Annotated in this window: 19 protein-coding genes and 1 riboswitch; of the genes, 13 read left to right on the plus strand and 6 right to left on the minus strand. The window is 63.3% G+C overall.

Annotated elements, in window-relative coordinates:
- Positions 1–85: 85 nt before the first annotated feature.
- The 7 genes from F3J45_RS01630 (at position 86) to F3J45_RS01660 (ending at position 8,225) form a co-directional block, all read left to right on the plus strand.
- Complete coding sequence (locus F3J45_RS01630) at positions 86–1,738, plus strand: nitrite/sulfite reductase (RefSeq protein WP_167056243.1); 1,653 nt, start codon at positions 86–88, stop codon at positions 1,736–1,738.
- Complete coding sequence (locus tag F3J45_RS01635) at positions 1,722–2,216, plus strand: DUF934 domain-containing protein (RefSeq protein WP_167056246.1); 495 nt, start codon at positions 1,722–1,724, stop codon at positions 2,214–2,216. The genes F3J45_RS01630 and F3J45_RS01635 overlap by 17 nt, the downstream gene beginning before the upstream one ends.
- Positions 2,217–2,343: 127 nt before the next feature.
- Positions 2,344–3,915, plus strand: a complete 1,572-nt coding sequence (locus F3J45_RS01640; RefSeq protein WP_167056249.1) for a hypothetical protein — start codon at positions 2,344–2,346, stop codon at positions 3,913–3,915.
- A 192-nt stretch (positions 3,916–4,107) separates the two neighbouring features.
- Positions 4,108–4,911, plus strand: a complete 804-nt coding sequence (gene dkgB / locus F3J45_RS01645; protein ID WP_167056252.1) for a 2,5-didehydrogluconate reductase DkgB — start codon at positions 4,108–4,110, stop codon at positions 4,909–4,911.
- 136 nt (positions 4,912–5,047) lie between these two features.
- Complete coding sequence (locus F3J45_RS01650) at positions 5,048–5,407, plus strand: hypothetical protein (RefSeq protein ID WP_205299988.1); 360 nt, start codon at positions 5,048–5,050, stop codon at positions 5,405–5,407.
- 17 nt (positions 5,408–5,424) lie between these two features.
- Complete coding sequence (locus F3J45_RS01655; RefSeq protein ID WP_205300342.1) at positions 5,425–6,135, plus strand: zeta toxin family protein; 711 nt, start codon at positions 5,425–5,427, stop codon at positions 6,133–6,135.
- A gap of 176 nt (positions 6,136–6,311) precedes the next feature.
- Positions 6,312–8,225 carry a tyrosine-protein phosphatase gene (locus tag F3J45_RS01660; RefSeq protein WP_167056259.1) on the plus strand — a complete coding sequence of 638 codons (1,914 nt, stop codon included), beginning with the start codon at positions 6,312–6,314 and terminating at the stop codon, positions 8,223–8,225.
- A 61-nt stretch (positions 8,226–8,286) separates the two neighbouring features.
- Here F3J45_RS01660 and F3J45_RS01665 read toward each other — a convergent pair whose 3' ends face one another.
- From F3J45_RS01665 to F3J45_RS01680, 4 genes are all read right to left on the minus strand, one after another.
- Positions 8,287–9,255, minus strand: a complete 969-nt coding sequence (locus tag F3J45_RS01665; protein ID WP_205300343.1) for an AraC family transcriptional regulator — start codon at positions 9,253–9,255, stop codon at positions 8,287–8,289.
- Positions 9,256–9,326: 71 nt separating this feature from the next.
- Entirely contained in the window at positions 9,327–9,704 is a 378-nt protein-coding gene (gene crcB, locus F3J45_RS01670; protein WP_167056263.1) for a fluoride efflux transporter CrcB, read from the minus strand.
- Between the two features lie 71 nt (positions 9,705–9,775).
- Positions 9,776–9,837: riboswitch (Fluoride riboswitch) on the minus strand.
- A gap of 100 nt (positions 9,838–9,937) precedes the next feature.
- Complete coding sequence (gene acpA, locus F3J45_RS01675; protein WP_167056266.1) at positions 9,938–11,632, minus strand: acid phosphatase; 1,695 nt, start codon at positions 11,630–11,632, stop codon at positions 9,938–9,940.
- A gap of 153 nt (positions 11,633–11,785) precedes the next feature.
- A complete protein-coding gene (locus tag F3J45_RS01680; protein ID WP_167056269.1) occupies positions 11,786–13,282 on the minus strand; it encodes a PLP-dependent aminotransferase family protein in 1,497 nt (498 codons plus the stop codon).
- 79 nt (positions 13,283–13,361) lie between these two features.
- Here F3J45_RS01680 and F3J45_RS01685 point away from each other — a divergent pair, with 79 nt between their 5' ends.
- From F3J45_RS01685 to F3J45_RS01700, 4 genes are all read left to right on the plus strand, one after another.
- Positions 13,362–15,044, plus strand: coding sequence for a M24 family metallopeptidase (locus F3J45_RS01685; protein WP_167056272.1), 1,683 nt, complete (start codon positions 13,362–13,364; stop codon positions 15,042–15,044).
- A gap of 439 nt (positions 15,045–15,483) precedes the next feature.
- A complete protein-coding gene (locus F3J45_RS01690; protein WP_167056275.1) occupies positions 15,484–16,179 on the plus strand; it encodes a 3-oxoacid CoA-transferase subunit A in 696 nt (231 codons plus the stop codon).
- 8 nt (positions 16,180–16,187) lie between these two features.
- Complete coding sequence (locus F3J45_RS01695; RefSeq protein WP_167056279.1) at positions 16,188–16,829, plus strand: 3-oxoacid CoA-transferase subunit B; 642 nt, start codon at positions 16,188–16,190, stop codon at positions 16,827–16,829.
- A gap of 198 nt (positions 16,830–17,027) precedes the next feature.
- A complete protein-coding gene (locus F3J45_RS01700; protein WP_167056282.1) occupies positions 17,028–17,405 on the plus strand; it encodes a hypothetical protein in 378 nt (125 codons plus the stop codon).
- 272 nt (positions 17,406–17,677) lie between these two features.
- On the opposite strand, the gene F3J45_RS01705 is transcribed toward F3J45_RS01700, so the two are convergent.
- Entirely contained in the window at positions 17,678–19,060 is a 1,383-nt protein-coding gene (locus tag F3J45_RS01705) for a PLP-dependent aminotransferase family protein (RefSeq protein WP_167056285.1), read from the minus strand.
- Positions 19,061–19,181: 121 nt separating this feature from the next.
- Here F3J45_RS01705 and F3J45_RS01710 point away from each other — a divergent pair, with 121 nt between their 5' ends.
- Entirely contained in the window at positions 19,182–20,051 is an 870-nt protein-coding gene (locus F3J45_RS01710; protein ID WP_167056825.1) for a DMT family transporter, read from the plus strand.
- A 405-nt stretch (positions 20,052–20,456) separates the two neighbouring features.
- Here the strand turns inward: F3J45_RS01710 and F3J45_RS01715 are convergent, their stop codons facing one another.
- Positions 20,457–20,957 (minus strand): GNAT family N-acetyltransferase, encoded by a 501-nt coding sequence (locus F3J45_RS01715; RefSeq protein WP_167056287.1) that lies wholly within the window; start codon positions 20,955–20,957, stop codon positions 20,457–20,459.
- A 222-nt stretch (positions 20,958–21,179) separates the two neighbouring features.
- Here F3J45_RS01715 and F3J45_RS01720 point away from each other — a divergent pair, with 222 nt between their 5' ends.
- Complete coding sequence (locus F3J45_RS01720) at positions 21,180–21,740, plus strand: nucleotidyltransferase family protein (RefSeq protein ID WP_167056293.1); 561 nt, start codon at positions 21,180–21,182, stop codon at positions 21,738–21,740.
- Positions 21,741–21,743: the final 3 nt, after the last annotated feature.

Raw genomic sequence — 21,743 nt, forward strand, 5'->3', positions numbered from 1 at the left:
CCAACCTGCTATCGTTCCCCGGCTCCGAACCGGAGTGCGCGGCCGTGCGCGCGAATAGCTGCATGCAGCCTGAGACAGGACTTTTATGTACGTATACGACGAGTACGATCAGCGGATCATCGAGGACCGCGTCAAGCAGTTCCGTGATCAGACCCGCCGCTACCTGGCCGGTGAGCTGAGCGAAGAAGAATTCCGCCCTCTGCGCCTGCAGAACGGCCTCTACATCCAACGTTTCGCCCCGATGCTGCGCGTCGCCGTGCCGTATGGCCAGCTGAACGCCACCCAGGTTCGCACCCTGGCGAAGATCGCTCGCGACTACGACAAAGGCTATGCCCACATCTCCACCCGCCAGAACGTGCAGTACAACTGGCCGGCGCTGGAAGACATCCCGGACATCCTGGCCGAGCTGGCCACCGTGCAGATGCACGCGATCCAGACCAGCGGCAACTGCCTGCGCAACACCACCACCGACCAGTTCGCCGGTGTGGCTGCAGACGAAGTCATCGACCCGCGCCCATGGTGCGAAATCGTCCGCCAGTGGACCACCTTCCACCCGGAATTCGCCTACCTGCCGCGCAAGTTCAAAATTGCCGTCAACGGCTCGAAGGAAGACCGCGCCGCCATCGAAGTGCACGACATCGGCCTGGAGCCGGTGCGCAACGCTGCCGGTGAGCTGGGCTTCCGCGTGCTGGTCGGTGGTGGCCTGGGCCGTACCCCGGTGGTGGGCTCGTTCATCAACGAGTTCCTGCCGTGGCAGGACCTGATCAGCTACCTGGACGCCATCCTGCGCGTGTACAACCGTTACGGTCGCCGTGACAACAAGTACAAGGCGCGGATCAAGATCCTGGTCAAGGCCCTGACCCCGGAAGTGTTCGCCGAGAAGGTCGAGGCCGAAATGGCTCACCTGCGTGGCGGCAGCACCACCCTGACCGAAGATGAAGTGCAGCGCGTTTCGCGCCACTTCGTCGACCCGGCCTACCTGGCCTTGGACAACCTCGACTACAGCGCCGAAGACGCCGAATTCCCAGGCTTCGCCCGCTGGCGTTCGCGTAACACCCGCGCCCACAAGCGCCCTGGCTACGTCGCCGTCACCCTGTCGCTCAAACCCACCGGCGTTGCCCCGGGCGACCTGACCGACAAGCAGCTGGACGCCGTGGCGGACCTCGCCGAGCGCTACAGCTTTGGCTTCCTGCGCACCTCCCACGAGCAGAACATCATTCTCGCCGACGTCGAGCAGCGCCAGTTGCACGCGCTGTGGATGGAACTGCGCGAGGGCGGCTTCGCCACGCCGAACATTGGCCTGTTGACCGACATCATCTGCTGCCCGGGCGGTGACTACTGCTCCCTGGCCAACGCCAAGTCGATCCCGATCGCCGAATCCATCCAGCGCCGTTTCGACGACCTGGACTACCTGTTCGACATCGGCGAAATCGACCTGAACATCTCCGGCTGCATGAACGCCTGCGGCCACCACCACGTCGGCCACATCGGCATCCTCGGCGTGGACAAGAAGGGCGAGGAGTTCTACCAGGTGTCGCTGGGCGGCAACGCCGCGCGTGACGCAAGCCTGGGCAAAATCCTCGGCCCATCGTTCGCCCAGGACGCCATGGCCGATGTGATCGAAAAGCTGATCGCCGTGTACGTCGAACAACGTACCGAGGAAGAGCGTTTCATCGACACCTACCAGCGTATCGGCATCGACCCCTTCAAGGAACGCGTCTATGCAGCGAATCATTAAGAACAACCAGATCGTCGACGAAACCTGGCACCTGCTGCCCAAGGACTTCTCGTTCGACGAACTGAGCAACTGCGACGACTACATTGTCCCGCTGCAGATGTGGCGCGACCATGCCCACGTGCTCAAGGCCCGCGATGGCGGCCTGGGCGTGTGGCTGGACAGCGACGAAGAAGCGGAAGAAATCGGCGAAGACGTGCAGCACTTCCAGGTCATCGCCCTGAACTTCCCGGCCTTCACCGACGGGCGCAACTACTCCAATGCGCGCCTGCTGCGTGACCGCTACGGCTTCAAGGGCGAGCTGCGCGCCATTGGCGACGTACTGCGCGACCAGCTGTTCTTCATGGCCCGTTGCGGCTTCGATGCATTCGCCATCCGTGCCGACAAGGACCCGGAAGACGCGCTGCAAAGCCTGAAGGACTTCTCGGTGACCTACCAAGGCGCCACCGACGAGCCGCTGCCGCTGTTCCGCCGCCGCTGATCGTCGTCACCCGCAGTGCCTGACAGCCCGCCCAATCGCGGGCTGTTTCATTTTCCGCACAAATGCTAAGGCTTTAGCTTCACCTGCCGATAACCGGACGAACGTTCCAGAAATCGCAGGGAGCGATATGAACCCGATCTCCGTTAATCTGCCACAAATGCTGACGCAACCCGCCACCGCGGGCGTGTCCATCCGCAACGCCGAACCCGTCGCCGCAACGCCTACCAGCAACACGAATGTTGACCTGAGCCAGGCCAACCGCAGCCCCGCACCGGACACCTACAACCGCAATGGCACCCTGGGGGACGGCCAGGTACGGTATATCTGGGAGCAGGATGGCATCGACCAGCTGAGCATGCGCATGCTCAGTGCCGTGCAATCCAGCTCCGCAGCCTCGCGCTTTCAGGGCCTGGGTGCCGCCTTGCTGGAGCAACTGTCTACCAATGGCGGCCAGCGCATCTCGCAATCCGGGCTAGCCATCGCCCTGGGCACCACGGGCGAGCCTGCACTGCTGGGCCTGCAGCAAGCCAGGCTGCGCCAGTATGCGAGCGACAGCGTGACGTTCACCCTCACCAGTGCATCCGGCGCCACGGTATCCCTGGGCCTGTACAGCAGCGACAACGGCCTGGCCGTGGACGCCGACGTACAAGGAGGCAGCTTGAGCGCCGACGAACTGAAGAGCCTGGCCGCACTGGCGGACAGCTTCCAGTCCGCCGTCGATGGCCTGACCGCAGAACCACCAACCCTGCAGCTGGGCAACCTGGTCAAGCTCGACCCGTCCTTGTTCACCGGCATGAAGCTCGATGCCAGCATTCACACTGCCAGCGGTAGCCTGCAGACCTTCGCCCTGAACATCGATGACCAGACCCGCAGCCTGTCGCTCAAGAGCCCGTCAGGCGAGGTCAAGATGCATTTCGACACCCAAGGCGGAGCACTCCTGGGCAGCCAGTCGCAACGCCAGGCCGCCGTGGCCAACTACCTGGAGCAGTTCGATGCGGCGCAGAAACGTGGCAATGGCGACGAAAAAATGATGGGCTTGTTCAAGGATGCCTTCCGTCAGCTCAATAGCGTGGATGACACCGGCACGCAGTCAGCCCGTCATGACCTGCCCTCGAACCGGATGAGCCGCCTGCTACTGAGCGGCCTGGCGGACTTCGATGCATCGATCAACCAGACCGAACAGCAGATCAACCCAATGCACCGGGAGGAAGTGGATCACTTCGACTACAGCGTCTCGCAGTCGACCAGCCTCAAGGGCGGGACCAGCAACCTCACGGTGCAACAGGATCAACAAGCGACGCTCAAGGCCGCCTGGCATAAAGGGCTCAACCCGCTGACAGAACTGGTGCTCAGCCTCGACAGCAAGTCGCAAAACTACCGCTACCATGAGGTGGATGACCAGGCCAGCAGCAGCACCCGCCTGGCATCTGCCAACAACCGCTTGGTCGAAGCCACTGCCACTCAACAAGCCAGCAAGCAGGAACGCGTGCGTACTTACCAGGAAGCCGAACTGCTGTCGGATGTCACCACCACGTCTGACGCGGAGCAGTCACGTAACCTGCTCGACATGCTCGAAGACCTCATCGGCCAAGACCGCCAGGCTCGGCGCATGGGCATCGCCTCCAGCCTGGAGCAGCAGCTGCAAGCCCTGCAGCCGCTCTGGCTGCTACAGGCCGACCCGGCGCAGATCCGCGAGTGATCGCCCCTTCCCGTGGTGCCGCCTGGTCGGCAACACGGGAGGTTTTCCTCTGCCGCTCAATTCGTGAGTGCGGCGCAAAGGTGCTTCGACTCACCAGCCCTTAATCACCTGCCCTGAACCCTGCACACTGATCGCCACTCGATATCAGTTCGAACGAGCCTGGCTTGTCATTCACCCTCAGGAGCACGCCCCATGAACATTCCATCCTTCGGCCTCGGCACCTTCCGCCTCACCGGGCAAACCGTCATCGACTCGGTCAAGGCCGCCCTGGCACTGGGCTACCGGGCCATCGACACCGCGCAGATCTACAAGAACGAGGCCGAAGTCGGCCAGGCCATCGCCGAAAGTGGCGTGCCGCGCAGCGAGTTGTTCATCACCACCAAGATCTGGGTCGACAACTATGCCGCCGACAAGCTGGTGCCCAGCCTGCGCGAGAGCCTGAACAAGCTGCGCACCGACCATGTCGACCTGTTGCTGATCCACTGGCCGGCCCCCGGTAACGGCGTGGCGCTGGCCGAATACATGCAGGCCCTGGCCGACGCCAAGCGCCTGGGCCTGACCCGCCAGATCGGCGTGTCCAACCTCAACATCGAACTGACTCGCCAGGCCATCGCCGTGGTCGGCCAGGGCGAGATCGCCACCAACCAGGTCGAGCTCAGCCCCTACCTGCAGAACGCCAAGCTTGCAGCGTTCCTTGAAGAACAAGGCATTACCGTCACCTCGTACATGACCCTGGCCTACGGCAAGGTGCTCAACGACCCGCTGCTGGCGCAGATCGCCGCCAAGCACAAGGCCACCGTCGCCCAAGTGGCACTGGCCTGGGCCCTGCAACTGGGCTATGCGGTGATCCCCTCCTCGACCAAGCAGGAGAACCTGGCCAGCAACCTGCTCGCCCAGAGCCTGCGCCTGGATGCCGACGACATGGCACGCATCGCCACGCTCGAACGCAACGGCCGCGAAGTCAGCCCGGACGGCCTGGCACCAAGCTGGGACTGAGCACGGCGCCCTGTTGGTCAGCAGGTTGTCTGGCAGGGCATGGGCAACGAAAAAGAATTGGACTACAAAAGGCAGCGAAAACATGCAGTTCGCTTTGTGCCAGACTCCGGAACGACCTCACTCCAGGACTGCCACCATGCCCTCCACTGATGCCTTTTTGCCCTGCCAACGCTATGATGCCTCCCATGCATACAATCTGTTTCAGGTTGTCTGGAGGTATCTGCCCATGGCCGTCAAAGCCAAACCTGTCAGCGAGCGCGAACTGGACGCCCTGGAAGCATCGATTCCAGCGCTGGCCAGCGAAGCCACGCATTCCGCCCACCTGCGCGCTTTGCAGGCAAGCCCGCGCGGCGTGCTGCGCACTGAGGATGGCAATCTCGTTCGCGTGTCGGCAGACGGTGCCAAAACCATCGTCGCCAAGGCAAAACCCCGGCGGAAAGTCAAAGTTGGCGAAACAATCAGCGTGAGGAAGGTCAGCGAGACTCCCACAGCGTGAAGGCGCCGAGGCTTCGGGTGTTTGCCGGCCCCAATGGCTCCGGCAAGAGCACGATCAAGGCCCAGTTGCCTGCACCCCTGACTCGCATTTTCGTCAATGCCGATGAACTGGAGCGGGAAGCCAGGAACACGGGGTTCATCGACCTGGCTCCGTTTGGCCTCATGGTTTCTCTGGCTGAGTTGGTGTCATTTCACCTCGACCATTACCTGATCCGCGAGCGGCACTTGACCGACCAGGCGGCGAAGCTTGGGCTGCAAGGTTTCAAGGTGGATTATCGGCAGGTCGAGATCAACTCCTACTTTGCCTCCGTACTGTCGGACATGATTCGCCAACGCCTGCTTGAAACCGGTGTCAGTTTCAGCTTCGAAACGGTCATGTCCCACCCCAGTAAAGTCGCCTTCATGCAGAAGGCCCAGGAACTCGGTTACCGAACTTACCTCTACTTCGTCTCGACCGAAGACCCTGAGATCAATATTGACCGGGTCAACATTCGCGTCCGTGAGGGAGGCCACCCCGTCAGGCCAGATTTGGTAAGAAAACGCTACGCCCGTGCACTCGATTTGCTACCAGATGCCATTGAGGTCAGTCATCGAGCCTACGTGTTCGATAATTCGGGAGAAAGCGCGGTGTGGCTGGCAGAAATCACCGAAGGCGCGGCGTTGGACTATCGAAGCGAGGAAATACCAGACTGGTTCTTCGACGCCTACGTGGATGAGGTCGAAACCTGAACACGGGTTTGCCTGGCTGCTGTCGGAATACTGCCTGCAATGGGCCGGCACAGACAAAACGCGCAATCCTGGGACAGATCCCGCAGCCTTTCCAGCGACGCTTGGTTTTGTAACATTCAGTTTCATGTTGCCCACGGACAGTAGCCAGCCTAACGCATTCCAACGAGGCTCTTTCCGTGCTGCAACGTCTGTTCTGTTCCCTGTCCCTGCTGACCCTGGCCATCTCCACCGCTCACGCCGCCGACGCGCTCGACACCCCGCGCCTGGCCGGCATGGACAACTTCCGCGACATCGCCGGCACCACCACTGCCTATACCACCAGCCATGACGGCACCATGAGGACTGGGGTGTTCTACCGCGCCAACGCCCTGACCCCGACCGCCGCCGACCTGGCCATCCTCAATGGCCTTGGCATCAGCGACGTGTTCGACCTGCGCACCGCCAGCGAGATCGCCGCAACCCCCGACACCCTGCCGGCCGGTGCCAGCTACACCAATATCGACATCATTGGCAGCACCACCTCGGGCTCGAACATCACCAACCTCAGCTTCACCAGCGCAGCCCAAGCCCGCGCGATGATGGAAGAAACCAACCGCGCCTTCGTCAGCGACGCCGGCATGCGCGGGCAGTTCGCCGTGCTGTTCAATGAACTGGCCAGCGCCGATGGCGCCGCGCTGTTCCATTGCACTGCCGGCAAGGACCGTACCGGCTGGACGGCTGCCGTGTTGCTGAGCATCGCCGGGGTCGACCAGGCGACGATCATGAGCAACTACCTGGCCACCAACGACTACACCGCCGCCCGCGTCGCCGCCACCCTGGCGGCGATGCCCGCGAGCATGGCGCAAATCTACGCGCCGTTGCTGGGCGTGGAAGCCAGCTACCTGCAAGCCGGCCTGGACGAGGTAACCGCCGAATACGGCAGCATGGACAACTACCTCAAGCAAGGCCTGGGCCTGTCGCAGGAAACCCTCTACGTGCTGCGCGGCAAGATGGTCAGCTACGCCAGCCTGCCAGGCGAAGCCGGCCTGCTGGGCAACGCCGCCGCTGGCGCGCAGTTGCTGCGCCAGCTGCAGGAAAGCCCGCTGTCGGGCACCTACAGCGCCTACAACTACTACCTGCAGTCGGCCATCGACGCCGGCACACTCGGCGGCGTGGAGTCGACCGTGGGCGGCCAGCTGCATGCCGATGCCGCCAGCTACCTGCTGCGCCAGGGCGCGATGATCGACCGTGCGGCGGCGCCGTACGCCGACGGCGTCGACCTCAAGGTCGGCCAGTCGCGCCTGTGGAGCACCGCCCTGGCCGGCTACCTGGGCACCGACGGCTCGGCCCATGCGGCCAGCAGCAACGAACACAGCCAGGGGCTGATGATCGGCCTGACCCAACGCTTCTCCGAGCAGCTAAGCGCCCGTGCCGGGTTTGGCTACAGCAACGGCAATGTCGGCAGTGCCGGCGGCGAGGCGGACACCGACCTGACCTTCCTCAGCCTGGGCGCACGCTTCGCCCCGGGTAGCCTGGAGCATGGCCTGTTCATCGATGCCCAGGCCAACGCCGGCTGGCTCGACTACTCCAGCAAGCGTGAACTGGGCGGCGGCCTGGGCACCGCCAAGGGCGACAGCCACGGCACCCTGGCCGGCGCCAGCCTGGCGTTGGGTTACCGCCTGCCCACCGGCGGCATGGTCCTGGAGCCGAGCCTTGGCCTGCGGGTCAGCCGCGTAGACCTGAACGGTTTCACCGAGAAAGGCAGCGAGCTGGCGTTGCAGGTAGACGACCTGAAACAGACCCGGCGCGCCGCAGTGGCCAACCTCAAGGCCTCGCTCGCACCGATCGCCCTAGGCAGCTGGCAGCTGGTGCCAGGGGCCGAGGTGGGTTACGAGCATGCCCTGGGCGACCATCAGGTCGACAGCCAAGGCCATCTGCTGGGGCTGGACGTGGAGCAACGAGCGGCATTCGACAACCGCGACCAGTTCACCGGTGGCGTGAACCTGATGGCCAACCTGGGGGCGCTGAGCGTGGGCGCCGAGGTCGCGGCCATGGGCGGTGGCGACAGCCATGGGGTCAGTGGCAGCCTCAAGGCCAGTTACGCCTTCTGAGTGCGGGCGGGGCCGCTTTGCGGCCCATCGCGAGCTGCGCTCGCTCCTACCGGGGCCCCTTCTACCGCCGCCGAACCAACGCCGGGCTCACCCCGAACGCCTGCTGGAAATACTGGCTGAAGCGCCCGGCATTGCTGAAACCATGCTGCAAGGCCACCTCGGCCACCGAACCGCCCTCCCCGCGCTCCAGCACCTGGCGCGCCTGCTCCAGGCGCACCTGGCGCTGATACCCGACAATCGACGTTCCGGCAAAACGTCGAAAGCCATCCTGCAACGCCCGCAAGCTGACATTGGCCAAGCCCGCCAACTCGCTGCCACTCACCAGCCGCGCCGGGTGCTCCTGCAGGTAGGCCATCGCCAGCTTCACATGCCGCGGGGCAATCGTCGGGGCCGGGCGGCGCAAGGCCTCGCTATAGTTGTGCGGCCAGGTTTCCAGCAAGGCATCGATCAGCATCTCGCGCAGCCGCGTGGGCATCAGCAGGCCGCTGCCCAGCAGTTGGTCGAATTCAGTGCCGGTGGCCAGTTCGAGCAAGGCGCGAATGCCCTGGAAAGCCGCCTGGTTCAAGTCCACCACCGGGGCAAAGCGAATCGCGGCCGTCAGCGGCCGCCCCAGCAGCACCGACAACCGCTCGGCAAACAGCCCACGGCGAATCGACATGCCACACTGGGCGTGGTTCTCGGCCATGCGCACCGAACGGATGTCGAGTTTGTCGACCGCCAGGCCCACCTGGGCCCCGCCAATCGATTCGCCGCGGTGCTCGAAGATGATCGTGCCGGCGGTGGGCAGCACGAAGGTGATCTCATCCTGTGGCGCGGGCAGCACGATGCGAAAATCGCCCTGGTAGTGCATGCGCCGCACGCTTATGCCGTCGAAGCGCCCGTACACACCGCCAATGGCAATGCCCTCGCCCAGCGGCGGCATGTCGGCATAGAGGTTGCCATACAGCTGGGTGAACAGTGCGGCGAACTCGTCGCTGCGCATGTTGCTGGAGCGGAGCATGAACTGCTTGCGGGTCGTACCGAGGGTCACCGTATCGCACACCTTGTGCCACGAAGGGGGACCGGCACCCTAGCATGGGCACATGACAGCCGCGTGACGCCTCAGCCCAGCCAGCGCACCAGGGCAAAACCGGCAAAGGTCATCAGCAGCGACCCCACCACATGCGCCGACACCGTGGCCGCGGCCCAGCCGTAACGCCCGTGCATGAGCATCGACAGCACTTCGGTGGAAAATGTCGAGAAGGTGGTCAGGCCGCCGCAGAAACCGGTGGTAATCAGCAACCGCCAGGCCGGGTCGAGGTTGGGCCAGCGCAGGAAATACGCCATCGCCCCGCCAATGACGAAGCCGCCAATCAAATTGACCAGCAACGTGCCCAGGGGCATGCCCGGAAACAGCGCGTTGAAGCGCAGGCCAAACCACCAGCGCAATACGCAACCGGTACTGCCGCCAACGATTACAGAAAGAAGAGAAATGTACATCGGGACACTCCACAAGGAATCGGGAGCCCTGTGGGTAAACGGCAGGCATGGCCTACGCGCCCTGTCACAGGGTGTGCGTAGGCATCATCAGCGCTAGGGCGGTTCAAGGAGGAATGCCATCTCCTGAGCCCGTGATGCTAATGTGCCCTGCCCGGCAATGCAATGCTCGGCACCTGAAAACCTGCAAGCCCGTGCCTTTCACCTCGGGGCTTGCAGGTGATCCGGTGGCGTTGCTAGCTCAAGTCCAGCGCTGGCGTCAGGTCGCCCAGCAACGCCTGGCCGCGCCCGGCCATTGCCTGGTCCCGAGCGGCCAGGCCTTCGAGTTGTTCAAGGTCGAACACGCGGGTGATCAGGCGCAGAATCGAGGTGGTGTCATAGACCGTGTGGTCGACCGTGCCCTTGCGGGCGAACGGCGAAACCACCAGCGCCGGAATGCGCGACCCCGGGCCGAAGCGGTCGCCCTTGGGCGGCGCCACGTGGTCCCACCAGCCACCGTTCTCGTCCACGGTGATCACCACCACCATGTTCGGCCACTGCGGGCTTTCCATCAGGGTTTTGACGATGCGCTCGATGTGTCGGTCGCCCGAGGCCACATCGGCGTAGCCGGCATGCAGGTTAAGGTTGCCCTGGGGCTTGTAGAACGTCACCGCTGGCAAGCGGCCGGCGGCAGCATCGGCGAGGAAACGGTTGGTCGACGGGTCTTCGCCAAGCCCACCATCGCGAAGGCGTTTGCTGCGCTCCTCGGGGTGCTCCGGGCCAAGCTGCTGGAAGTAGTTGAACGGCTGGTGGTGGTACTGGAAGTTGGGGATCTTGGGGATGCCACCCGAATCCTTGAACGCATCCAGCGTGGCCTGCCAGCCACCGGCGTACCAGGCCCAGTCGACCTTGCGCTTGTTCAGCTTGTCGCCGATATGTTCGTGGCTTTGCGGCACCAGCACGTTGGGCAGGTCGGGCTTGGAATAGTCCGGGCGCTCGGGGTCGCGCAGCCAGGTCGGCCAGTAAGGCGGCGCCAGGGTGTTGACCGCATGGCCGTCGGGGGTGATGGCGCTGGGGCCGAACTGCGGCGGGCCGTCATGGGCCTTGTTGGGCGAGCCGGCCAGGGGCTTGAGGCGAATGTCCAACGGGTCGTCGCTCTGCAACTGGGCGATCTGGCTGCGCGCCGGGGAGTTGGCAGCATCCGGGTAGAACGGCGCGCGCCCGGCCACCAGGAACTGGTGGTTGAGGAACGAGCCACCGAAGGCGGCCTGGAAGAAGTTGTCGCACAGCACGAACTGCCGGGCCAAGTCCCACAGGCGCAAGTTGTAGCGCGTCTGTGGGTAGTAACCCATGGTCAACGCACCGGCGTCGGACCAGGCAGCGAAGCCGTCATTCTTGCCGCCATTGATCTGTAGCTGGTTCTGGTAGAACACGTGCCAGAGGTCGCGGGTTACCAGGCCCAGGGGCAGGTCCTCGCCCTTCGGGCCCTTGAGGGCGAAGGGCGCATTGGGCAATGCGCCCTGGTAGTCGATGTCCTTTTCGTAGGTGATGCCATCGACGGTCTGCGGGCCTACCTGCAAGGTGCCGCCGAAGGTCGGCGGCAGGGTGTCGAACAGGGTGCCATCACGGTCGCGCTGGGCATAGGCATCCTTGCCCAGTTGCGCCAGCGGGCTTTGCACACCTGGGAAGTCTGCGAACAGGTTGTTGAAACTGCGGTTTTCGGCGTAGATCACCACCACGGTCTTGACCTTGTCACGCAGCGCCCGGTCCAGCGCCGCGCCAGTTGGCTGCGGGCGCGCCGCCTCGCCTGGCGAGCTTTCCGCCCGGCCGCAAGCGGCCAAGCCGGCACCCGCACCCAGCAGTGCCAGGCCGCCGAGAAAGCCACGCCGCGAGGGGCCACGGGGTTGCTCGTCAATGTCCTGCTGGGTGTCCTGATCGGGTGCGTCGTGCATCGCCTGCTCCGTTGGATGTGACAATTTGTTTCGGCGCAGGCTAGCGATGCCCCATGACAGTTTTATGTCTCCTCATCTCCCTACCCCTCGCCCCCGTAGGAGCGAGCGCAGCTCGCGATGCACCGCACAAGCGGTGCCCCCCCCAAAAAAAACTCAATCATCCCCCTTCATCCTCCCCCAAGCCCGCCCCAGCCGCTCGGTCGCCTGAACAATCTCCTCAGCGCTAAGCGAAGCAAACCCCAGGCGCAAGGCATTCTCCCTCTCACCAAGGGGCGAAAACTGCCGGCCACTGCGCACCACCAGGTTCAGCTCCAGCGCATGGCTAACCAACTGATCGACGTCGATGGTGTCATCGAACCTGACCCACAGCGCCTGCCCGCCTTCTGGCTCGCGCAGCACAATGCGCTCACCGAAGGCCGCGCGCAGGCAACCGGCCAAGATTTCCCGGCGCCTGCGGTACTCAGCGCACACCCGGCGCAGGTGCTTGCTCAGCTCGCCATCGATGATCAGGTCCGCCAGCATCCGTTGCATCACCGCATCGCCCTGCCCCAGCATCAATGCTGCCTGGCGCTCCAGCACCGCGACCACCGGCGGTGGCGCCACGATGTAGCTGCAGCGAAAGGTGCTGCCCAGTGCCTTGGACAACGAGCCTACGTAAATCACATGGCGCTGGCGGCGGTCGCTGGCCAGCGGCGGATAAGGCTGCCCGGCATAATGGAATTCATGGTCGTAGTCTTCCTCGATCACGCAGAAGGCGTGTTGCCGCGCCAGCTCCAGCAACTGCTGCCGGCGCCCGACGTGCAGGCTGACCGTGGTGGGAAATTGATGGTGAGGGGTGATGTACATCGCCCGCACGTTGTGCAACCGGCACAACGCATCCACCTGGTCGACCCTACACCCCTCCTCGTCCAGGTCCACGGTCACCAGCCGGGCACCCAGCTGGCGGAAAATTTCCCACGCTGGCGGGTAGCTCAGGCGCTCGATCAGCACCGTGTCCCCAGGCTTGAGCACGGCACTGGCCACCAGGTAGAGGGACATCTGCACGCCTTGGGTCAGGCAGATATGTTCGGCACCGATGTTCATGCCGCGCTGGTGGCGCAACATGTCGGCCAGGGCGCCACGCAGGTAGCGGCTGCTGCTTTCACTGCCATGGCGCACGGTATTGCTGGCGAAACTGCTGCGCAGCGCCTTGCGGTAGTAGCGGTGCAGCACGGCCTGCGGCAGCAGCCGGTGGTCACTGGTGCCATTGTCGAAGAACAGCGCGCCTGGCCGGTCGCAATGGGCCGTCACCTGCTCGCCGTGGGCGAAATAGGGCGTAGCGGGCGCCTCGAGCAGCGCCAGGGCGAAGGGCTGCCCAGCCGCTGGCGTGGGCGAGGTGGCAGGTGCCAGGTGCTGGCTGACGAAGGTGCCACGGCGTTGCTCGCTGTGTAGCCAGCCCTTGGTGGCGGCCTCCTCGTAGGCAAGGATGACCGTCTTGCGATTGACCTTCAGCAACTGCGCCATTTCGCGGCTGCCGGGCAGCAGCTCACCCGGGCGCAATCGGCCGTCGGCAATGGCCGCCACCAAGCCTTCGGCGATTTGCCGGTAGGACGGCCGCTGCCCGGCGCGGTCGAGCTTGAGCAGCGGTTGCCATTTGCGCATCTGGACCATGTCAATTAACCAGAACTGGAGGTTCTATGGGTCCAGCACTATAGCAACAATGAAACCTCCATTCGCCAGGAGGTGCCCTATGCCACGCCGTCATGTCATCACCTTGTCGCCTTCGGGCCAGCGCTTCGAAACCGGCAGTGAGCTGCTGCTTGACGGCATGCTTGCCAGTGGCCTGCCCGTGCCGTTCTCCTGCCGCCGCGGTGCCTGCGGGTCGTGCAAGGTCAAGCTTGTGTCGGGCCAGTATCGGGACACCCTGCGCAGCGAAGGCGCTGCCCTGCCCTCCTACCCCTTGGCCGACGATGAGCTGCTGTTGTGCCAGAGCCACGCCTGCAGCGACCTGTGCCTGGAAATTCCCGGCTGGTCCCTCGACACCCCGGCCCTTGCGGCCCAGGCGCGGGTGCTGGGCCAGCGCCCGCTGACTGACGATATCGTTGAGCTGGTGCTGCTGCCTGAGCAGGCGCTGGACGTACGCCCAGGCCAGTACCTGCGGTTTCGCCTGGCCAATGGCGACAGCCGCTGTTTCTCGGTGGCCAACCTGCCCGCCCAAGACCAAGGGCAGCTGGTGTTCCATATTCGCAAGGTCCGCGGCGGCCTGTTCACCGAGCACCTGCTGCCGGCACTCACACCGGGCGACCGGCTGCAGCTCGAAGGCCCTGTGGGCGCCTGCACCTGGCAGCACGATGGGCGCCGGCCGCTGGTGCTGTTCGCCACGGGTACCGGCTATGCCGGCATCAAGCCCTTGCTGCTCACGGCGTTGGCCCGGGGAAGCCAAACCGTGTTGTACTGGGGCGGTTCATCGCCTGCTGACTTCTATGACCGAGCCTTTCTCGACCAGGCCTGCCGCGCCCATGCACAGTTCCAGTGGCACCCGGTGGTAGCGGGCCAGGTGCAACACGTGGCACTGGCCCAGCCGCACAGCTGGAGCGACACCCAGGTGTATGCCTGCGGCAACCCGACGATGGTCGCCCAGGCCCGCGAAGCCTGCCTGGCGGCCGGGGTGGCGCCGCACCGTTTCGTCGCCGAGGCCTTCGTGGCCAGTGGCGCGCAGCAAGCTCAGGTTCCACCCACCGTAGCGCGCCACCCGACCCTGGAAAAGGTCGGCCCACGCTATTCGCTGGACGGCATGCTCGCGGCGCGCGAGCACTCCATGCGCGCTGTCGCGGCCATCGCCAGCCAGTTGCAAGTAGGCATGACCACCGCCCAGGCGCTGGAGATGGCCGCGCGCACTTTGCAGGGGATGGGCGCGTCGCACACCTGGCACCCCACCTACATTCGCTTTGGCGACGACACCGTACGCACGCCCCGGGAGGGCATCGACCCTGGGCGGGTATTGCGCCCTGCCGACATCGTGGTGGTCGATATCGGCCCGGTGTGGGATGGTTATGAAGGCGACTACGGCGACACCTTCGTGTTTGGCGAGCACGCCCTGCACCAGGCATGCGTCAAGGCCCTGCACGAAGTCTTCGACGAAACCCGCCAGGCCTGGGGCCGAGGGCTCAGCGGCCGGGCGTTGTATGATGCGGCAGCACGTAGCGCCCAGGCCAGGGGCTGGTGCCTGGAGCGCAACCTGGCGGGGCATCGCATCGCCGACTTTCCCCATGCCTTGTATGGGCAGGAGAAACTGGCCGAGCTGGACATTGTGCCGAGCGAGATGGTGTGGGTGCTGGAGATCCAGCTGTGCCACCCCAGCAAGCCGGTGGGGGCGTTCTTCGAGGATATATTGATCGGGGAAGCTGGGGGGTGTGTGGCTGAGGTGGCGTAGCCCGGCGAAAATCCTAACCATCTGATTTACCGCCTATTTCTGTAGGAGCGAGCGCAGCTCGCGATGGGCTGCAAAGCAGCCCCAGCACTATGAGCCGCGAGGCTGAAACCCTGGGGCCGCTGCGCGCCCCATCGCGAGCTGCGCTCGCTCCTACCGGGGCGGCGCTGGCCGGGAGATGGGCGCTTGATCGGCAACCCAGGGTTGTGGTGTAGGTCAAGCGCCGGTGTTCGCATATCAGGCAAGCGTAGCCATCCTGCCCGCACATCGCACAACAGTTCGATAATCGCACAAATTCCACCAAACCCCCTCTACTGTTGCCCAGTCTTGCGGCACGCTATAGCCCACAACAGCAAACAACGCCAAGCGCTGATTCACCGTGGCCTCACGCGGCGGTAGCCAGCCCGGCAATCCATACTCCAGGAAGAACCAGGAGCTCGCTTTGATCAATAAAACGTTCGAGTCCATCGCCAGCGCGGTGGAAGGCATCACCGATGGTTCGACCATCATGGTCGGTGGCTTCGGCACGGCTGGCATGCCGTCCGAGCTTATCGATGCCCTGATCGCCACCGGTGCCCGCGACCTGACCATCATCAGCAACAACGCCGGCAACGGCGAAATCGGCCTGGCTGCCCTGCTGAAGGCGGGCAGCGTGCGCAAGGTGGTCTGCTCCTTCCCGCGCCAGTCCGACTCCTACGTCTTCGACGAACTGTACCGCGCCGGCAAGATCGAGCTGGAAGTGGTGCCACAAGGCAACCTGGCCGAGCGCATCCGCGCGGCAGGCTCAGGCATCGGTGCATTCTTCTCGCCGACCGGCTACGGCACCCTGCTGGCCGAAGGCAAGGAAACCCGCGAGATCGACGGCCGCATGTACGTGCTGGAAATGCCGCTGCACGCGGATTTCGCGCTGATCAAGGCGTACAAGGGTGACCGTTGGGGCAACCTGATCTACCGCAAGGCCGCGCGCAACTTCGGCCCGATCATGGCCATGGCCGCCAAGACCGCCATCGCCCAGGTCGACCAGATCGTCGAACTCGGCGAGCTGGACCCGGAGCACATCATCACCCCGGGTATCTTCGTCCAGCGCGTGGTCGCCGTTCCCGGCACCGCCGCTTCTTCGATCGCCAACGCTGTCTGAGGCCTGCCATGACCATCACCAAAAAGCTCTCCCGCACCGAGATGGCCCAGCGCGTGGCCGCAGACATCCAGGAAGGCGCCTACGTCAACCTGGGCATTGGCGCTCCAACCCTGGTGGCCAACTACCTGGGTGACAAGGAAGTGTTCCTGCACAGCGAGAACGGCCTGCTGGGCATGGGCCCAAGCCCCGCGCCCGGCGAGGAAGACGATGACCTGATCAACGCCGGCAAGCAGCACGTGACCCTGCTCACCGGCGGCGCGTTCTTCCACCACGCCGACTCGTTCTCGATGATGCGCGGCGGCCACCTGGACATCGCCGTGCTCGGCGCCTTCCAGGTATCGGTCAAGGGCGACCTGGCCAACTGGCACACCGGCGCCGAAGGTTCGATCCCCGCCGTGGGCGGCGCGATGGACCTGGCCACCGGCGCCCGCCAGGTGTTCGTGATGATGGACCACCTGACCAAGTCCGGCGAAAGCAAGCTGGTGCCGGCGTGCACCTACCCGCTGACGGGCATCGGCTGCGTCAGCCGTATCTACACCGACCTGGCCGTGCTGGAAGTCACCTCCGACGGCCTGAAAGTGGTGGAGATCTGCGCCGATATCGACTTCGACGAGCTGCAGGCGCTTAGTGGCGTGCCGCTGATTCGGTAATCAGCCCTGGCCGTTCGCCTTGATATTTCCAGCGCCTGTGAAATCGAGCGCCGCGCGGGCGGCGCTTGATTTCATAGGCGCTGGGAATCTTACGGACTCAATCTCTGACACCACCAACAAACTTGGCAGTGCGGATCAACAGCAAGCAATCGGCGTGTTCTGGGTCATAATCGGCGCTCTACCCAGGAATGGAATGCCATGAATCCTTACTTTCAAGAAGTCATCGACCTGCACCTACTGATCGAAGCGCTGTTCGCCAGAGGCGAGGGCCAGGTTGGGGCGATGATCGAGCGCTTCACAGCGGACTTCACCATGGTCACGCCTACGGGTTTGCAGGTTGGCCTGCAGGATGTGGCAAGCCTGTTCGCAACACGTGCCGGCGGCCAGCCAGGGCTGGCCATCGAACTCACCGAACTGGAAACCCTGGCACAGTGGCCGGAGGGGGCAGTGATCCGCTACCGGGAGACACATCGGCTGCCCGGCCAGGATGCCAAGACACGGATCTCGACCGCGCTGTTCAGCCTCCAGCGTGGTCACGTGCTGTGGCAACACCTGCATGAAACCTGGGCGGCGTGATTTTCCCCTTGAGCCTCAGCCAAGCCGATGGCAGAGGTAGGCCTGGGGGCTTGTGCCAATCGCGCGCGACCGTCTTGTGGGTACGACGCAACATCGCGTCATGCGCCAAAATCTTCGCGGACTAACCTTTCAGGAATAATTGGCCCGAAATAGGCGTAGGAGCGAGCAAAGCTCGCGATGCGCCGCGCGGGCGGCGCTCGATCTCGTAGGCGCTGAAAATTTCACGGCGAACACATCCGCCCATTACAACGTCCCGGTCTGGCTGTACGCAGCTAACGACCCAGCGCCCGCTCCAGCACGTCATAAATCTTCGCATCCCCCGATTGCGCAACATTGAAGCGCAGGAAATCTCCCGCCGTCAGGGACTGGCTGAACGCATTGCCGGGCGCCAGCACGACACCTTCATTCAAACAAGCCCTGGCCAGCGTTGCGGCATCCTTCCCTTGCGGGAGCTGGCACCAGAGGTACATGCCTGCCTGGGGAATCATCCAGGGCTTGATACCGATGGCCTGCAGCCTGGCGACCGTGCTGTCCATTTCCTCGGCCAAGCGAAGGCGTACACTCTCCATGTGTTTTCGGTATCCGCTGTCGGTAATGGCGTGATGGATGATGTTCGCGGCCAGGCGCCCAGCGCCGAAGGTCGTCGCAATCTTGAGATCGACCAGGCTCTCGATCCATTCACCGCGAGCCGCGATGTAGCCGCATCGAATCGATGCGGAGATGGTCTTGGAAAAACTGCCGATCTGGATGACGCGGGAAAGGCCATCGAAGGCGGACAGGCGTGGCGCGGGCGTATTCTCGAAATCGCCGAAGATGTCGTCCTCTACGATCACCAGGTCAGAGCTGTCCGCCAGCTTCAGCAGCCTGTGGGCGGTGACTGGGGACAGGCTGGCCCCGGTCGGGTTGTGGATACCGGAATTGGTTATGTACAACCGCGGCGCGTGCTTGAGCAGGGCCGTGCCGAACGCATCGATGTCTGGGCCGGTCCTCGTGTAGGGAACGCCCACGACGTTCACCCTGTGGGCTTTGAGTAGGGCGTGGAAGTTGAAGTAGCAAGGGTCGTCGACCAGGACCGTGTCTCCCGGCTCCAGCAGAAAACGGAAAATCAGATCGATGGCGTGGGTGCCGGAATCGGTGAGCAGGATATGTTCCAGCGGCGCTTCGATCCCTATGCCTGCCAGCCTTCGCGACAAGAACTGCCTGAGTGGCGGGTGTCCAAGCGGTGAAGCATATTCAGCCAGCTGCACTGTATCGCCACGGGCCGCGACCCGCAGCGCTTTTCGCATGCCCGCCTCGTACAGCCAGGACGGGGGTAGCCAGCCGCACCCTGGCTTCAATCCATCGCTGGCGCTCTCAAGCGACTGGCGCGAGATCCACAGCGGGTCGACGGCACGATCGAGCCGCGGGCCGAGTTCGGTGAGTGCCAGCGGCGCCACGGGGCCTGCCACGTAGAAGCCGGAGCCCGGCCGAGAGCTGAGCACTCCTTCTGCCATCAACCGTTCATAGGCCTCGATAACGGTCGACACCGACACTTGCATGGTCCGGGCCATTGCCCGAACGGAGGGAATTCTCGCACCGGGTGCGTAGGTTCGAGAGGCTATCCTGGACTGGATTTCGCCCATGACCGTTCGAATTCGCGTTCCGCTCCGTTTCATCGCACTCTCGACTGTACTGGATTAATAGGCATAACAGTTCGGCCCAACTGTATTGGATTGTACGTGGCCTCGGTGAGCCTGTCAGTGGTGTACTGAGGCCTTGCTTATCGAGGACTCAGCGATGGAAAGATCAACAAGCGGGTGGATCAACGGCTTCATCGGCGTCGCCATTTTTGCCGGCTCGCTACCGGCAACCCGTGTGGCCGTGGCGGCCTTCGAACCGACGTTCCTGACCTGTGCCAGGGCAACGATTGCCGCCCTATTGGGTGCGCTTTTTCTGCTGGTGCTGCGCCAGCCCCGACCTGAACGTGGCGACCTGTCGTCGTTGGCGATAACAGCGCTTGGGGTGGTCATCGGTTTCCCGCTGCTGACAGCACTGGCCCTGCAGCATGTCACCTCGGCCCACTCCATCGTTTTTGTCGGGCTGCTGCCGCTCTGTACCGCAGGGTTCGCCGTTCTGCGCGGCGGTGAGCGACCTCGGCCGCTGTTCTGGTTGTTCTCGCTGATAGGTGCCGGGCTGGTCGTAGGCTATGCGTTGGTCAATGGCGGCGAGGCGTCGGCAGTGGGTGATCTGTTGATGATGGCTGCGGTGATTGTCTGTGGGCTGGGTTATGCGGAAGGGGCGCGTCTGTCGCGGACATTGGGTGGTTGGCAGGTGATCAGCTGGGCATTGCTGGTGGCGTTGCCGTTCATGCTGCTGCTGACTGTCGCTAATTTTCCCGCACCTCACACCTTCGCCGATGTCAGCGCCCCTGCGTGGTTCAGCTTCGGCTACGTTTCGTTGTTCAGCATGCTGATCGGATTCGTGTTCTGGTACCGAGGGCTGGTCCAGGGTGGTATCGCGGCCGTGGGCCAACTGCAACTGCTACAGCCGTTCATGGGGCTTGGACTGGCAGCGCTGCTGCTGCATGAGGACGTCAGCGGGATGATGGTCGTGGTCACGCTGGGTGCGGTCATCTGTGTTGCCGGTGCCAAGAAATACGCTCGGTGACGATCCATACCTTGGGGTTAGCGTGGTGTTCGGATGTGTTCGCCGTGAATTTTTCAGCGCCTATGAGATCGAGCGCCGCCCGCGCGGCGCATCGCGAGCTGTGCTCGCTCCTACGTTTGTTTCGGGCCAGTGACGCCTGTGCCAATCGCGTCATGCGCCAAAGCCTTCGCGCACTAACCTCACAGGAATAATTGGCCCAAAATAGACGTAGGAGCGAGCACAGCTCGCGATGCGCCGCGCGGGCGGCGCTCGATCTCATAGGCGCAGACGATGTCACGGTGAACGTCCGCAATGGGTCGAGAGCTGCCGGTCGCGAGTGATCGCTTACGCCCCGTAGCTGTCGTTCATAACTTGCACCATCAACCCACAGCTGCCAGCCAGGTCATAGTATTCGCCCGGTGCTCATCAGCTTACTTCCTCAACCTGCTTGTAGATGCGCAATCCCCGTGCTTGATAGTTTTGAAGCGCAGCAGGATGGTCAAATGTGCATGTGTGTACCCATACCCGTTCTGTACCATGCCATTCCCACGCAGATCGAATGGCGTGGCTTAACAGCGCTCCGCCGAACCCGCACCCTAGGAACTGTGGAGCTAGCCCAAAATATCGGATCTCACTGTTACGGCCATCGGGACGATAAAGCTCGTAATAGCCGGCTATTGCACCTCGGTGATAGGCAACCCACGTCCGATGGCAGTCCTGCTCAACGAGCGCCTGCCAATCGGAATCACCCCAGGTATCAAGATCGCCCCATTCCCAAGGCGCGCCTACTAGCTGGTAGAGAAATTTATTGAATTCCGCCTGAGGCACTTCACACTCGATAATCTGTAGATCATGTCGCTGGGGCTTCGCCTTCAGCTCTGAAGCCGATGTCATCTCTAAGTAATAAGTAGTGCAAGAACGATCCATTACGGGCCCCCTTCGCTCCCCCTCGTGGTGAGACAAGAATGCCAGCAACAGCTCGACTTCGGCCACCCTGCATGTTCGCCTCGTGCGCAGCCGTTGCTTCAGACCGTATCAGACCTGATGCTGCCCTTGTTGGACAGTGCTATCGAGCTTTTCTGGATCTTCACGGGTCTCGATGGCGCAAGCTAAGCTCAGCCATCTGCGACGCTACCAAGGACGGCACCCATGCACTTACTTACCGATGAGCAGTTACTAGAGATCATCCATCAGAACCCAATAAACCGGGCGTTACTGGAGATCCTGCCAACACTTGGTATCCCTCATTCCATGCTGGTCGCAGGGGCTTTGTTCCAGACGTTTTGGAATCACCGATCGGGAGAGCCCGCTGAGTGGGGCATAAAGGACTATGACATCGCCTACTTCGACGCAGACTTGTCATGGGAGGCGGAAGACAGAGTCATAGCCCAGGTTCAGCAGGCGTCCTCCCATCTAGGCGTCAATGTCGAGATACGCAATCAGGCCCGTGTGCATCTGTGGTACGAAAAGAAATTCGGCGGCGCCTATTCACCGTTGAAAAAGGTCACCGATGGTATCGACCGATATCTGATTCGGTCGACTTGTCTAGGCATAGACGCCTGCACAGGTAAGCTTTACAGCACTCATGGTCTTAACGAGCTTCAGAACAACGAGCTCAGGATGAACGAACTGAATCCACGGCCAGACTTGTTCAGAGAGAAGGCGGCTAGCTACCAGGCGCGGTGGCCATGGCTGCAAGTGATTCAATGAGCT

Source organism: Pantoea sp. Ap-967 (genome assembly GCF_011752565.1).
Lineage (GTDB): Bacteria > Pseudomonadota > Gammaproteobacteria > Pseudomonadales > Pseudomonadaceae > Aquipseudomonas.

Excerpts from the sequence above, each read along its gene's own strand:
- F3J45_RS01630 (WP_167056243.1), top strand. The coding sequence starts at position 86 with ATGTACGTATACGACGAGTACGATCAGCGGATCATCGAGGACCGCGTC.
- F3J45_RS01635 (WP_167056246.1), top strand. The coding sequence starts at position 1,722 with ATGCAGCGAATCATTAAGAACAACCAGATCGTCGACGAAACCTGGCAC.
- F3J45_RS01640 (WP_167056249.1), top strand. The coding sequence starts at position 2,344 with ATGAACCCGATCTCCGTTAATCTGCCACAAATGCTGACGCAACCCGCC.
- dkgB (WP_167056252.1), top strand. The coding sequence starts at position 4,108 with ATGAACATTCCATCCTTCGGCCTCGGCACCTTCCGCCTCACCGGGCAA.
- F3J45_RS01650 (WP_205299988.1), top strand. The coding sequence starts at position 5,048 with ATGCCCTCCACTGATGCCTTTTTGCCCTGCCAACGCTATGATGCCTCC.
- crcB (WP_167056263.1), bottom strand. The coding sequence starts at position 9,704 with ATGTACATTTCTCTTCTTTCTGTAATCGTTGGCGGCAGTACCGGTTGC.
- acpA (WP_167056266.1), bottom strand. The coding sequence starts at position 11,632 with ATGCACGACGCACCCGATCAGGACACCCAGCAGGACATTGACGAGCAA.
- F3J45_RS01680 (WP_167056269.1), bottom strand. The coding sequence starts at position 13,282 with ATGGTCCAGATGCGCAAATGGCAACCGCTGCTCAAGCTCGACCGCGCC.
- F3J45_RS01685 (WP_167056272.1), top strand. The coding sequence starts at position 13,362 with ATGCCACGCCGTCATGTCATCACCTTGTCGCCTTCGGGCCAGCGCTTC.
- F3J45_RS01695 (WP_167056279.1), top strand. The coding sequence starts at position 16,188 with ATGACCATCACCAAAAAGCTCTCCCGCACCGAGATGGCCCAGCGCGTG.
- F3J45_RS01700 (WP_167056282.1), top strand. The coding sequence starts at position 17,028 with ATGAATCCTTACTTTCAAGAAGTCATCGACCTGCACCTACTGATCGAA.
- F3J45_RS01705 (WP_167056285.1), bottom strand. The coding sequence starts at position 19,060 with ATGAAACGGAGCGGAACGCGAATTCGAACGGTCATGGGCGAAATCCAG.
- F3J45_RS01710 (WP_167056825.1), top strand. The coding sequence starts at position 19,182 with ATGGAAAGATCAACAAGCGGGTGGATCAACGGCTTCATCGGCGTCGCC.
- F3J45_RS01715 (WP_167056287.1), bottom strand. The coding sequence starts at position 20,957 with ATGGATCGTTCTTGCACTACTTATTACTTAGAGATGACATCGGCTTCA.
- F3J45_RS01720 (WP_167056293.1), top strand. The coding sequence starts at position 21,180 with ATGCACTTACTTACCGATGAGCAGTTACTAGAGATCATCCATCAGAAC.